This is a genomic window from Natrialbaceae archaeon AArc-T1-2, assembly GCF_030273315.1.
GTDB lineage: Archaea > Halobacteriota > Halobacteria > Halobacteriales > Natrialbaceae > Tc-Br11-E2g1.
The window spans coordinates 384500-397684 of sequence record NZ_CP127174.1 but is presented as its reverse complement, the minus strand read 5'-3'; the positions used below and the strand labels follow the sequence as shown (position 1 = coordinate 397684).

The following is a 13185-nucleotide window of genomic DNA, read 5'->3' as shown; positions in this document are numbered from 1 at the left end:
GACCGTCCATCCGGTATTGAAAGCATAACTAACGCTCCGGGACTGCTGTCGGGAACCGATGTGGCCGTGGGAACACGCGATCGTCGGCTATCTCGCGTACTCGGTGTTCAGTCACCTCTACTACCGATCGTCGCCGACCGCCCTCGAGACGGTCGTGGTCGTGATCGCCTCGGTGCTGCCGGACGTAATCGACAAGCCACTGGCCTGGGAGTTTGGCGTCTTCGAGTCGGGATACGCACTGGGGCACTCGATCTTCGTTGCGGTACCGCTTGCGATCGTCGTCGGGGCGATCGCACACTCGAGGGGACGACAGAGGGTAGGCGTCGCGTTCGGCATCGGCTACCTCCTTCATCCGCCGGCCGACGTGCTCGACGGCTACGCTCGGGGCGGCGAGGTCCATCTCGACGTGATGCTCTGGCCGGTCGCGCCGGTCGAGTCGGCGGGCAAACACACCGGCTTCGTCGCGGAGTTCTGGCGACTGTTCGGACAGTATCACCACCAGCTGCTCGCAGGCGAGCTCTCGACGTATCTGTGGCTGCAGTTCGGACTCGCGGGAGGGGCGTTCCTGCTGTGGCTCGCCGACGGCGCGCCGGTCCTTCGGGAGCTGGGTCTCGGTATCGGGCGGTGCGTCGCCGCTATAGGCGGCGACAACGAACCGGGTGCCCCCTCCAGAAACCGAAACGAGTGACGGGACTCCTCACGGAGTGTGACGAAAACCGATCAGTGCCGAAGTACGTCGTCATTTACTATCGTATCGATTCCTGTGATAGTGGAGACGAAATGAGCGAACGAGTTCGGAGCCGATCCTCGACTGCGAGGTCGAGCGACGACGGACCGCGACACACGACGGTCGATACCACACGACGCGTCGATGGCCTCCCGCCCGACGCCGAGTTCGCGCTCTGTCTGACCCACGACGTGGACCGGCCGTACAAGGGACTGCGATCGCTGTACTACGCGACACAGGAACGGCCGGACTATCACCTGCAAACGGCGCTGTCGTCGTCGAACCCCTACTGGCAGTTCGAGGAGCTGATGGCCATCGAGGACGAACTCGGCGTGCGGTCTTCGTTTTACTTTCTGAACGAACAGCACCTGCTCGATCGCCCGCTCACCGAATGGGTCTCGCCTGCGAACTGGGTCCAGCATCTGGGTCGGTACGACGTCACCGCTCCCGAGATCGAAGACGTCATCCGGGACCTCGACGCCGGCGGGTGGGAGGTCGGCCTCCACGGTTCGTATCACACCCCGGACGATCCGGCACGACTGTCCGAGGAGAAGACCGTCCTCGAGGACGTCCTTGGCCGGCCCGTAATCGGCGGTCGTCAGCATCACCTCCGCCTTACGGTACCCGACACGTGGCGACACCACCGGGCGATCGGTCTCTCGTACGACGCGAGTCTGGGCTCGCCGACCGAGTGTGGCTTTCACGCGAGCTATCGACCCCTGTGTCCGTTCGGAGACGAATTTCTCGTCTTCCCGCTGACGATCATGGACCAGGCACTGCCGGATCCGGGAGCCGACTTCGAGGCGGCACGCCGGACCTGCGAGCAGTTGCTGACCGAAGCCGCGGCCAACGACGCTGTCATGACGGTCCTCTGGCACCCGCGCTTTTTCAGCGAACGGGAGTTCCCCGGCCACCGAAAGCTGTACCGATGGCTGGTCGAACGGGCGCTGTCGCTCGGTGCCTGGGTCGGCTCGCCGCGTGACCTTCGGCGGGAACTCGAGGTCGACCTCGCCGAAGAACGCGAGGGTCGAGAGACCGACTGCAATCGCGTCCGAGAGCGTCAGTCAGCGGTTCGGCCGTCGACCGGGGGGGAAGCATGAACGCGAAACCGCTTTCGGTCCTCGCCGTAGTCGGGCTCTTGGTCTTCGCTGGCACCGGCGGACTCGCCGTCCAGTCGACCGCTACCGTCGGCGACGGCGATTCACAGACGCAGGCACAGACACAGACGCACGCGAACGAAACCGACGCCGACGGATACGTCTTCGAGCAGGGGTCCGTCTGTCAACCGATCGAGCCACTGGAGTCGGGCGACCCGATCGACGAGTTTTACGACTATCGAGATCACGAAACACATCCGGAGGACGGCGAGAGGTTGTACAGCTCGTACGGGACGACGCACCTTCAGGAAGACGACACGAGCATCCTCTTTCTCCACGACGGACCGGACGGTCTGAGTCTCGTGATGGTTCACGGGCAACTCGACGGGAACGGTGACCCGAATTACATGACGTTCGACATCGTCGGACTTCCCGGCCAGGCCGAGTGGGTCGTCAGAAACGACGCCTACACGTCCGAGACGAACCGCGACGAGTTCCACCGCGGCGACGGCTGGGCGAATGCATCCTGGATCCAGCGGGGTGATCGGACCGGTGGTGGCGCAATCCAGGGCGGACTCGACGGTGAGTTCGCCGTGACGGTACAACCGGCGTTTAACGACGACGCCACGTTGACCCACGAGAACCACGGCCATCCGAACCCGGACTTCTACGGCGAGGGCGAGGTCGAATCGTGGGACGTTCTTTCGGGAAGCGCCGACGAGCCGGACCGGACGACGCTGCCGTCGCTCGAGGAGCCGGTCACGATCCGGACGGGAACGTGTGACGACCCCTCAATCACGTACGACCGAACCGACGACGCCATCACGGCCAGCATCGGTGCCGCGACGCCCGATGATTCGGTCGCCGTCCAGCCGACGACGGGCTCGACCGACGGCGTCGAGTTCGAGCGTCTCGAGGTGACCGATGTCGACGGCGACGCGTCGGTCACCGTCGAGAACTCGAGTCCGGAGCCGATACCGGAGTCGCCCGAAAACAACGCCTCGATCGCGAATCTGGCAGTCACCGGCGACCACGACGCGTCGGCGACCGTCACGTTCAGCGTCGACGGCGACGTTCTCGAGGACGCCGACCTCGAGCCCGAGGAAGTAGCACTGTACGAACGGGACGGGAATGGAGACGACTGGAGCGAGCTGGAGACGACGGTTCACGACGACGGTGACACGTACCGGTTCAGTGCAGACGGTGCGTCGCTCACGGACGTTGCTGTCGCACAGGCCCAGCCCGCGTCGGACGATAGCGACGGCGACAGCGGTACCAGTGGGTCCGAGCCAAGCGAGCAGCGTGCGAACCCGATCCCCGGGTTCGGGATACTCGTCGTCGTCGCCGCCGTGTCGCTCGTCACCCTGTGGGCCGTGAGAGCGTACAGTCGATAGCGACAGCCGGTGTCGTCATACTATCGGACGTAACTGTGTGACAATTCTCGCCATCCCGGGGCGGCGAGACTCGTTCACGACGGACGTCCGGCAGTCTCAGTCGCCGCCGACGCCGACGGGCTGGCCGAGGTCGGTCCGCGCGGTCCGACCGAACCGGCGAACCGACTCGAGGTCGTCGACGTGCCCGTGGGCGAGCGCGACGTCGACGATCACGTCGGTGAGGTTCACTTTGTCGGCGAGATAATCGGTCCGTCGTCGCTGCCATCGCTCCGTGACGCGCTCATCGTCGAGCAACGTCGTCGCGTGCTCGAGGATCGCGTCGGCGGAGTCGACGTTGCGGATCAATCCATGGCGCTCGAGGTCGACGAAGTTGCCCATGTCGTCCTCGCCCACGAAGGAGTTCGATCGGATCGCTGGCGTTCCCAGAAGCGCCGCCTCGGTGACCATCGTCTGGGTGTCGGCGATCAAGAGGTCGGCCTCGGCGAGTGCGTCGTGTAACAGGGCGGGATGGAGGTCGAAATGCCGGGCCGACAACCCCGTGAGGTCGGCGTCACCTCCCTCGTCGGAGACGAACACGGTCACGTCCTCGCCGAGGCGTTCGAGGATGGCACGGCGTTTTGCGGGCGTGATACCTGCTTTCCCGACGTCGTGTTGTGAGCCGAAGGCGTTGAGACGGAGGATGGCGTACGGCTCCTCGCCAACTCCGAGTCGGTCCCGGATCGACGGGTTCGGCTCGTAGACCTCGGGATGGAGGTAGGCACACTCTTTGAGCCCCGGAAAGACGTAGTGATGCTCCCCGAGATCCTTGCGGAACGTATTCGGCGTGAGGACGGCTCGAGCGAACGGCGTCGAGATCGTGTGATCGAACGACGACACCTCGGAGTCGATGCACAACACCGTCGGCGTCCGGGTCACCGCCCCCGCGTGTGCCGCGTAGCCACCCATCCCGAAGATCAGGTCCGGATCGAACCGCCGTACCCGTCGGATGGCGCGGGCGTAGTGACCCGGCAGGCGACTCAGCAGCGACCCCTTCGAGGTGTCACAGGCACCGTAAACGTCGTGGGGAATGTCGTACCACTCGAGTAAGTCGACGGTGCAGGTGTAGTCTCTGGCGAGCGCACGGGCCTCGTGGCCGCGCTCGCGTAGCGTCTCGATGGCGTGTTTGTACAGGTGGACGTGCGCCGGCGTGTTCGTGAAGAACAGATAACTCATCTGGCGAGCACCCATTTCGGACGGACGATACCGGTCGGAGAGGTTTGTTATCGGGGTCGTACCCGACGACGGCGGCGAGAAACGAGTCATCTGTGGGTTCGACGTCGTCGGTAGCCGCCGGATAGTAATGGGGACGCGTCCCCAGGTGTCCGTCGATGCAGCCACACGGACGTTCGGTCGAGACGGGCGTCGGGACGACGGACCGACACCAGGAGCGCTACCTCCCCGTGCTCGAGTCGACGCTCGCCTACGCCCGGCGACGGGACTACGTCGGCCCGGATTACGGCGACGGGATGAGCAGTCAGCTGCTCCAGGCACTGCCGTTCGAGAGCAGGGCCCTCAACCTGGTCGTCCAGGAGGTCGTCAAGCGCGCGCCGGTCGACGTCAGACCGCTGTTTCGCGTCGAACACCGGCGCAACTACAAAGGGGCGGCGCTGTTTACGATGGCCAATCTGAACTACCACGAGCTAACGGCCGACAGTGGAACGCTCGCGTTCGATCCGCTCGAGGAAGCCACCCGGCTCGCCGACTGGCTCGTCGAGGAGCGAATCAGCGGCTACAGCGGCTTCTGTGGCGGCCATCGCCACGAGATGCAACACCTGCACACGAAAGGCGTCCCGAGCGATCCCGACATCGTCTCGACGACGTTCGCGGTCCGGGCGCTCCTTCGAGCCGCACAGCTCGAGGACGGATACGCCGACATAGCCCGAACGGCGAACGAGTTTCTGGTCGAGGACTTAAACTACCGGGAGGTCCCGGAGGGTGCGAAGATCGACTACCACATGAACCATCCCGACGATTCCTACACGATCAACGCGGCCGCACTCGGTGCCGGGATGCTCGTCGACCTCTACGATCACTTCGGCGACGAGGCGTTCCGCGAACGTGCGACGAAGATCCTCGATCACATCGCGGCCACCCAGACCGACCGCGGCGGCTGGCCGTACCGGCTCCCGGCCTCGGCGTCACATCTCTCGATGGACAGCCACCACAACGGATTCGTCATCGAGTCCTTCCAGCGATACCGCGATCTCGTCGACGAGGATCGGTACGCCGAGACGCTCGCGGACGCCCTCGCGTTCTACCGCGAGGAGCTGTTCGAGCTCGATGGGGCGCCGAACTTCGACGAGGAAAGCACCTACCCGCGTGACATCCACGCCAGCACGCAGGGAATGCTGGTCTTCACCCGGGAGGGCGACCTCGAGATGGCAGAACGGATCCTCCGGTGGGTGCTTGCGAACCTGCAAACGTCGAAGGGACAGTTCTACTACCGGCAGTACCGCCACCACACGAAACGGGTGACGCTAATGCGATGGTGCCAGGCCTGGATGGCGTACGCACTCTCCGAATTCTTGCTCGCCCGGCGCGATCGTCCGGCGTCGACCGTCGAACGGGTGCCGGCTACGGACCGACGATGAGCTGGTCGGCCGCCAGCTCGAGCCCGACGACAGGCCGTGTCGACGACGCGTCTCAATCCGACCCGGCGGATCGCACGCCCGATCCGGCGACGATGCGGGTGCTCGTCGTCACGGGGCTCGGCCACAAGAACGACCGTCACTACGGGCCGCTCGCTGACGCCGCCGGCGAGACGACTGGCGGCACATTCTGGTGACGCTTGCATCGGGAGACGGCCGATAGGAGCCGGCTTACCGTCGAGTAGCGACGGGATAACAAACCGAACAGTCACCGCAGGAGAACCTACATGGACGTCGAACGACTGACGCTCGAGGAGTGGGGGGACGCGTTGCCCACGAGTGGAGTCGAGCCGTTTCACGATCCGGACGCGCTCGCCGTCCTCGAGAACCACACGGATGCCGAGTTACAGCTGTTCGGAGCGTACAAGGGTGGCCAGGCGGTCGGACTCCTGCCGGTGTTCGTCGACGAGAAACCGGTCGGACGAACGGTCCTCTCGCCGGCACCCTCGCTCGGAGTCCCACGTCTCGGTCCGATCATCGACCCTATCAGCCCGAAGCGTCGCAAGCGAGAACGAATCAACAACCGGCTTGCCGAGGCGGTCATCGATGCCACCGGCGCCGACCGGCGATCGACGCTGTTTCGGATGAACTGTCCGCTCAGCTACGACGATCCGCGACCGTACGTCTGGAACGGTCTCACGGTCGAACCGGAGTTCACCTACGTCGTCGACCTCGAGGGTTGTGACGACGTGGCGTCGGCCATGTCGGGGTTCAGCAAGACTCTCCGGAACGAGATGCGACGGTACGACGACGTGAGCCTCTCGATCGAAACCGAGGGAATCGACGCTGCCGTTCGCGTCTACGACGACGTCGTCGACCAGTACGAGCGCCACGGCGACGCTGCGCCGCTTTCTCGATCGGTTCTCCGGGACCTGCTTTCGAGTCTGGACGACGACCGATGGCGGGTGTACGTAGCGCGAACACCGGACGGGAGCTACGAGAGCGGCATCGTCACGCTCTTTTCGACCGAACTGGCGTACTACTGGCAGGGAGGAGTCACAGCCACCTACGAGAACGTCAGCGTCAACACCCTCCTCCACCGTGCCATCCTCGAGGATCTGGTTACCGACCCCGGCCTCGAGTCGGTGACAGCGTACGACCTCGTCGGGGCGAACACCGAACGGCTCTGTGAGTACAAAGGGAAGTTCAACGGCGAACTTCGACCGTACTACGTGATCGAGTCTGCGGGACTCGAGATGACCGTCGCGAAGTCGGCCTTCAAGACGCTTTCGGGTATGAAGTGAAATGGGGACATCGATGACAGATGTGTAGCTTGTCGACGATAGCGAACCGAAAGCGGGGGGAGCGTACTCGCGAGGCGAACCAACGACTATCGGCGGTTTCGATGGAGTAGCGAGGCGGTAACAAAGTCAGTATTCCCGTAGTGACAGGTATGTCGACCGATCCGGACGTGCTGTTCCTGGTACTCGATTCGCTCCGAAAGGATCGCGTCTCCACCTACGGTCACGACCGGGAGACGACGCCGACGCTCTCGAAACTGGCCACGTACGCGACGACCTACGAGAACGCGTTCACGCCGGCCCCGTGGACGCTGCCATCGCACGCGTCGATGTTTACGGGTCAGTTTCCCTCCGAGCACGGGGTGACCAACGGCTTCTCCGACGGGATGAGCCGGCTCCCGGAATCACGGCCGACGCTCGCCGAACGACTCTCCCGGGCAGGGTACCGCACGGCCGGCTTCTCGAACAACCCCTGGGTCGGCCAGCTCTCGGGACTGGACCGGGGGTTCGACGAGTTCGTCGAGTGGGACCTCGAAATCTCCGCGAGCGCGGCCGACGAGGAGATCCACGCGCCCCGGGAGCGACTGTACTCCCGGCTGCATCCGGTACTCGGAAAAGCGGCCCGCCAGCCGGCCTTCCTGTTGAAACGTCCGTTCTTCACCGAGAGCCTCGTCGACCGGGCGAACCGGTGGCTGCTCGAGGGTGCCGACGACCCGTCGCCGACGTTTACGTTCCTGAACCTCATGGAGGCACACAGCCCCTACTTCCCGCCGGCGCGGTCGTTCGAGCAACTCGGGCTCGAGCCGCCGAACCCGATCGAGCCACGCGTCCTCAACACCAAACTGCTTGCCTACGTGATGGGGAAAACCGACCTCGAGCCGGACACGCGAGCGCGGATCATGGAGTACTACGACGCCTGTGTGCGCTACCAGGACGAACAGGTCGCCCGGCTGTTCACACGCATGCAAGAGGCGGGGCTGTTCGAGGACACTCTCGTGATCGTCTGTGCCGATCACGGGAAGACGCTGGGCGACTACCCCCGCGACGAGCAGCCGCCACACTACGTCCGGGACGTCAACCTCACCGTCCCGCTGTGGATCAAGCGACCGGGCCAGCGCGACGGCGACGCGCTCGAGGAGATGTTCGAGTTGACGTCGCTGTTCGACGTCGTCCGCGACGGCGATCCGCCCGCCGGTCGGTACACTCGCGACGTTGCCGTCGCCGAGGATTTCGTCCCCCACGCCGGGAACGAGCGCCCCGACGACGTGGTTCGGTGGCGCGTCGCCGCCGACCGGGACTACAAGTACGTCCGCAACGACGCGGGTGCGGAATACCTGTTCGACCGGGGGAGAAACGAGGTCGTCCCCGACCCCGGCGACGTCGTCCTCGAACAGTGTCGCGAGACGCTCTCCGATCGAGTGCGGGGGTTCGACGGGAACCGAGACGACTCACGATCGGGGACGATCGACGCCGACGTCCAGGCACAGCTCAGGGACCTCGGCTACCTTTGAGACGGCCCGTCTCCCGTGTGACGAGTCGGCCCGGTCACGACTCGAGCGTGGCGAAGTACGCGGGCGGATACAGCCGGACCGCCCCACCGTCACGGGCGGTGTTGTACGGGTTCGTGACGACGCCCCTGTCCGGGTCAGAATCCAGGAAGACGTAGGCGTTTGCGACCGGCACGCTGGCTCCCGGGTTCCACCGGTCGACCGGCACCCGTCGCTTCTCGTAGGTGGCGACCTCGTGCCACCGCGAGAAGTCGGTCGACGACGACGCCGCGAGGACACACGCTCGATCGGAGTGGGCGGTCTGGTCGTCGGGCCCCGTGCTGTCCGTGCCGGCTTCCATCGCCGTCGACACGACGATCCACCGTTCGGACCCGACCGTGAGCGACGTCGCGTAGTAGATCGAACTCGAGGCCTCGTGGAGCGTCTCCGGCGAGCCGTCCCCGAAATCGGACCGCTCGAGTCGCAGGATCGGGTTCCGTTCCCGATAGACGCTGTCGACGCCCCAGACGATCGCGTCCGGCGTAAACGCGAGCTCGACCGCTCGCCACTGCTGACTGCCGCTGCCGACGACCTCGAGGTTCCCGTCTCGCACGCGGCCGATCCGACACTCCGTGCCGGAATCGCCGGTCGTCACCCACAGCTCGCCGGTGTAGGGATCCGTCTGCACCGCGTGGACGTGACGTACTCCCTCGAGTTCGAGGATCGTCTCCCAGCTCTCGCCCAGGTCGGTCGACCGGAGCAGCCGCGGCGTCGCCGACGAGGCGAGTGGATACTCGCCGAGATAGATCGCGCCGTTGTGGACGCAGACGCCCGTCGGCAACACGCCCATCGGACTCGAGGAGTCCGGAAGCGTTCGGCTGACGGTCCAGGTGTCGCCACGGTCGCGTGAGACGAACACGTAGTTGTCCGCGGTCGCGAGCAGCGCCGTGTCGCCGAGCGGCCAGACGTTGGTCGACGGAAACCGACCGACGAGCCTGCAGAGAGTCGACTTCCACCCCCGCGTCGTCTTGAGCCGATACGAGAGCCCGTCTCGTCCCGAGGCCGGGACGGGAAGCTCGCCGACCTGCCGAAACGAGCCCGTCGGCCCCTCCCGGAGCAGCGTTCGATACCGCGTTCCATACAGCGTTCCGTCGTGAAAGCCGTGGAGTCGCACCCCGGTCACCGTCGGTACCCGTGGCGGGATCCCCACGGCGTCGGCCCTGGGTCGGCCGGCACCGGTCGCTTCCACACGAATCGGGACGGTGCGTGACACATCGCTACCCACGCTTTGGATACCTCGGCTTTGGTTATCCGCCCATTTCTCTCGTCGCACTCGAGCGCGGTCGGCGTCACACGCCGTGTCCCTGGAGTACACCGTCGCTACCACGACCGTCGGATCGGTATCGATTTCATAACTATCCCAGACCGTCAGGTGGCCTGAAACGAGTCAATGAAGGCAATCGTTCTCGCAGGTGGGTACGCAACCCGGCTGTGGCCGATCACGAAGCATCGACCGAAGATGCTCCTGCCGATCGGCGACACCACTGTCATCGATCGCATCGTCGCCGACCTCGAGGCTGACGACCGGATTTCGGAGGTGTTCGTGAGCACGAACCAGCGGTTCGCGAGTCGCTTTCGCGAGTATATTGCCGACAGCCGCTTCGAGAAGCTCACGCTCACGGTCGAGGAGACGACCGCCGAGAGTCAGAAACTCGGCGTCGTCGGTGCACTCGCCCAGCTCGTCGAGCGGGAGGGGATCGACGAGGACACCGTCGTGATCGCGGGGGACAACCTGCTGAGCTTCGACGTCGGCGAGTTCGTCGACTTCTTCCAGCGGACCGATACGCCCTGTATCGCAGCCTACGACGTCGAAACAACCGATCGTGCCACGTCCTACGGCGTCGTCTCCCTCGAGGACGGGCGGGTGGTCGACTTCCAGGAAAAGCCCGCGAACCCGAACAGTACGCTCGTCTCGATTGCCTGCTATGGATTCCCGGCTGCGACCCTCGAGCGCCTGGAGACCTATCTCGAGGGCGGACACAATCCCGACGAGCCCGGCTGGTTCATCGAGTGGTTACAGGATCGCGAGGACGTGTTCGCGTTTCCCTTCGAGGAGGCCTGGTTCGACATCGGGACGCCCGAGAGTTACCTGGACGCGCTGGCCTGGCACCTCGATGGGGGAATCCACGTCGCCGAGACCGCGACGGTGACGGGATCGACGCTCGGGGACGACGTCCAGATCATGGCCGGAGCCGAGGTCGTCGACGCCCACCTCGAGCGATCGATCGTGTTCCCGGAGACGACGGTACGGGACTGTGAGGTCCGGTCGTCGATCGTCGACCGCGAGACGACCATCGCGGAACTGAACGTACAAGACGCCCTCATCGGGGCACACACGCGGATTCACAACGGGGGGTAACCGTGTCGACTCCCAGCGGTCCGGTCGACCTCCGTGGCAAGCGCATCGTCGTGACCGGTGGTGCCGGGTTCGTCGGCTCCCATCTGGTGGAGCGACTCCGAGCGGAGAACGCGGTCGTCGTCGCGGACGACCTCTCGAACGGCTCCGAGCAGTGGCTCCCTCCGGGGCCGGAGCTCGTCCGAGCCGACCTGACGGATCCGGCCGACGTCGCGTCCGTCATCACCGCCGACGTCGATATCGTGTTTCACCTCGCGGCACGGACGGCCGTCGACGACGAGACGCCACGCGAACAGCTCGCGGCGAACACGGCGATGACCCGGAACGTCCTCGAGCGAATGCACGACGTCGGCGTCTCGAACATCGTGTACACCTCGTCGTCGACGGTGTACGGTGAGGCACCCCGACCGACGCCCGAGGACTACGCACCCCTCGAGCCGATCAGCGTCTACGGGGCGAGCAAACTCGCCGACGAGGGACTGCTGTCGGTGTATGCCAACTCCTACGACACGAACGCGTGGGTCGTCCGGTTCGCGAACGTCGTCGGTCCCCGGCTTCGCGGTGCCGTCGTCCCGGACTTCATCGAAAAGCTCCGGGCGGACCCGGAGAGGCTGACGATCCTCGGGAACGGCCGGCAGGAAAAGTCCTACCTGTACGTCGACGACTGCATCGACGCGATGGCCCACGTCGTCGAGCACGCGCCCGGATCGGTCTCGACGTACAACCTCGGAACACGTACGACGACCTCCGTGACCCGGATCGCCGACATCGTCAGCGACGAACTGGGCTGTGACCCGGCCTACGAGTACACCGGCGGCGATCGCGGCTGGACCGGTGACGTCCCGAAGATGCGCCTCTCGATCGAGAAACTCGACGCGCTCGGCTGGGAACCGGACCGCTCGAGCGACGAGGCCGTCCGGACGGCGACGGCCGACCTGCTCGAGGAACTCCGGTGACGGGGTCGCTTCCCCGAATTCGCCGTGTGTGTTCTTTCAGTTGGTCCATAACAAACCCCGTCTGAACCGAACCAGCGTCGCGATGGCACCGGATTCGACACGCGTGTTGATCGTCGGAACGTACGGTGGCGGCGGCGTTCACCAGTACGTCGAGGAACAACACCGCCGGCTGGCGGATCGACTCGACGTCGAGAGTTACGATATGGCGATGCCGCCGGCGGGAAGCGGGATCAGATGGTTCCTCACGGCAGTGCTGATGGGGCTGTGGGCGGCAATCAGGTTCCCGTTCCGGTCGCCACCCGACGTCGTTCACGTCCACACCTCCTATCGGTTCTCGTTCTATCGCTCCTCGCTGTACGTCTTCGTTGCCGCCTACGTGTGGCGACGGCCGGTGGTACTGCACGTGCACGGCTCCTCGTTCGACGAGTTCGTCGACACGGACTCGCGGATCCTCGCCTGGTACCAGTCGGTCGTCTTCGGTGCGAGCGATCGGATCGTCGTCCTCTCGGCGTACTGGCGCGAGGTGGTCACAACGCGTGCCGACCGGGAGCGGATCGTCGTCCTCCCGAACGCCGTCGAGCCGGCCAACTACGACCCGGAGACGGGCCACGACGTTCCACACGTCGTCTTCGTCTCGAACATGATCGATCGCAAAGGCGTCACGGAACTCGTCGAGGCAATCGACGACCTCCAGCACCGACCCGATCTCGAGTTTCGAGCGAGTTTCGCCGGCAGCGGCCCGCGGTCCGGGGCGGTCGAAGCACTCGCGCAGCGACACGAAACCGTGACCTACCACGGATACGTCTCGGAGGAACGGAAACGGTCGTTGCTCAGCGAAGGGTCGATCTACGTCCTCCCGACGTACGCCGAGGGGCTCCCCATCGCGATGCTCGAGGGGATGGCCGGCGGAAACGCGGTGATTTCGACCACCGTGGGAGCGATCCCGGAGGTCATCGGCGAGGAGAACGGACTGCTCGTCGAACCGGGCGACGCCGACGACCTCCGTGCGGCCCTGGAGACGCTTCTCGAGTCGCCCGATCGGGTGAGCCGGATGGCCGAACGCAACCGCGAGCTCGTCCTCGAGCGATACTCCTGGGAGGAGATCATCGAGGAGTTGCTCCGACTCTACGCCCGGGAGCTACCGGACGAGCCCGCTATCGCCCCGGAACCCGCCGCGTGA

The 13185-nt window shown here is 65.2% G+C and carries 11 protein-coding genes and 1 pseudogene; 10 read left to right on the top strand and 2 right to left on the bottom strand.

Going from position 1 to position 13185, the window contains the following annotated elements:
• The first annotated feature begins 58 nt into the window (after positions 1-58).
• From QQ977_RS01895 to QQ977_RS01885, 3 genes are all read left to right on the top strand, one after another.
• Entirely contained in the window at positions 59-688 is a 630-nt protein-coding gene (locus QQ977_RS01895; protein WP_285927220.1) for a metal-dependent hydrolase, read from the top strand.
• A 92-nt stretch (positions 689-780) separates the two neighbouring features.
• Entirely contained in the window at positions 781-1827 is a 1047-nt protein-coding gene (locus QQ977_RS01890) for a polysaccharide deacetylase family protein (RefSeq protein WP_285927219.1), read from the top strand.
• Positions 1824-3218, top strand: a complete 1395-nt coding sequence (locus tag QQ977_RS01885; protein WP_285927218.1) for a hypothetical protein — start codon at positions 1824-1826, stop codon at positions 3216-3218. The genes QQ977_RS01890 and QQ977_RS01885 overlap by 4 nt, the downstream gene beginning before the upstream one ends.
• 96 nt (positions 3219-3314) lie before the next feature.
• Here QQ977_RS01885 and QQ977_RS01880 read toward each other — a convergent pair whose 3' ends face one another.
• On the bottom strand, positions 3315-4430 hold the full coding sequence (locus QQ977_RS01880; protein WP_285927217.1) for a hypothetical protein: 1116 nt from the start codon (positions 4428-4430) through the stop codon (positions 3315-3317).
• Between the two features lie 155 nt (positions 4431-4585).
• On the opposite strand from QQ977_RS01880, the gene QQ977_RS01875 reads away from it, so the two are divergent.
• The 4 genes and pseudogenes from QQ977_RS01875 to QQ977_RS01860 all read left to right on the top strand — a co-directional run bounded on the left by QQ977_RS01875 (position 4586) and on the right by QQ977_RS01860 (position 8657).
• Positions 4586-5848 carry an antibiotic ABC transporter permease gene (locus QQ977_RS01875; RefSeq protein WP_285927216.1) on the top strand — a complete coding sequence of 421 codons (1263 nt, stop codon included), beginning with the start codon at positions 4586-4588 and terminating at the stop codon, positions 5846-5848.
• A pseudogene (locus QQ977_RS01870) lies at positions 5845-6024 on the top strand (glycosyltransferase family 1 protein); the annotation flags it as partial. The gene QQ977_RS01875 and the pseudogene QQ977_RS01870, both read left to right, overlap by 4 nt.
• A 108-nt stretch (positions 6025-6132) precedes the next feature.
• The gene (locus QQ977_RS01865) at positions 6133-7149 is read left to right on the top strand and encodes a GNAT family N-acetyltransferase (protein ID WP_285927215.1); all 1017 of its coding nucleotides are present in this window, start codon (positions 6133-6135) and stop codon (positions 7147-7149) included.
• 149 nt (positions 7150-7298) lie between these two features.
• Entirely contained in the window at positions 7299-8657 is a 1359-nt protein-coding gene (locus tag QQ977_RS01860; protein ID WP_285927214.1) for a sulfatase, read from the top strand.
• Positions 8658-8691: 34 nt separating this feature from the next.
• On the opposite strand, the gene QQ977_RS01855 is transcribed toward QQ977_RS01860, so the two are convergent.
• Positions 8692-9906, bottom strand: coding sequence for a glycosyl hydrolase (locus tag QQ977_RS01855; RefSeq protein WP_285927213.1), 1215 nt, complete (start codon positions 9904-9906; stop codon positions 8692-8694).
• A 177-nt stretch (positions 9907-10083) separates the two neighbouring features.
• Here QQ977_RS01855 and QQ977_RS01850 point away from each other — a divergent pair, with 177 nt between their 5' ends.
• The 3 genes from QQ977_RS01850 to QQ977_RS01840 all read left to right on the top strand — a co-directional run bounded on the left by QQ977_RS01850 (position 10084) and on the right by QQ977_RS01840 (position 13185).
• Entirely contained in the window at positions 10084-11052 is a 969-nt protein-coding gene (locus QQ977_RS01850; RefSeq protein WP_285927211.1) for an NDP-sugar synthase, read from the top strand.
• Between the two features lie 2 nt (positions 11053-11054).
• A complete protein-coding gene (locus QQ977_RS01845; RefSeq protein WP_285927210.1) occupies positions 11055-12005 on the top strand; it encodes an NAD-dependent epimerase/dehydratase family protein in 951 nt (316 codons plus the stop codon).
• Between the two features lie 82 nt (positions 12006-12087).
• Entirely contained in the window at positions 12088-13185 is a 1098-nt protein-coding gene (locus QQ977_RS01840; RefSeq protein ID WP_285927209.1) for a glycosyltransferase family 4 protein, read from the top strand.

Bases quoted from the DNA above. Each gene is read 5' to 3' on its own strand.
- QQ977_RS01895 (WP_285927220.1), top strand. From the start codon at position 59: ATGTGGCCGTGGGAACACGCGATCGTCGGCTATCTCGCGTACTCGGTG.
- QQ977_RS01890 (WP_285927219.1), top strand. From the start codon at position 781: ATGAGCGAACGAGTTCGGAGCCGATCCTCGACTGCGAGGTCGAGCGAC.
- QQ977_RS01885 (WP_285927218.1), top strand. From the start codon at position 1,824: ATGAACGCGAAACCGCTTTCGGTCCTCGCCGTAGTCGGGCTCTTGGTC.
- QQ977_RS01880 (WP_285927217.1), bottom strand. From the start codon at position 4,430: ATGAGTTATCTGTTCTTCACGAACACGCCGGCGCACGTCCACCTGTAC.
- QQ977_RS01875 (WP_285927216.1), top strand. From the start codon at position 4,586: ATGCAGCCACACGGACGTTCGGTCGAGACGGGCGTCGGGACGACGGAC.
- QQ977_RS01865 (WP_285927215.1), top strand. From the start codon at position 6,133: ATGGACGTCGAACGACTGACGCTCGAGGAGTGGGGGGACGCGTTGCCC.
- QQ977_RS01860 (WP_285927214.1), top strand. From the start codon at position 7,299: ATGTCGACCGATCCGGACGTGCTGTTCCTGGTACTCGATTCGCTCCGA.
- QQ977_RS01850 (WP_285927211.1), top strand. From the start codon at position 10,084: ATGAAGGCAATCGTTCTCGCAGGTGGGTACGCAACCCGGCTGTGGCCG.
- QQ977_RS01840 (WP_285927209.1), top strand. From the start codon at position 12,088: ATGGCACCGGATTCGACACGCGTGTTGATCGTCGGAACGTACGGTGGC.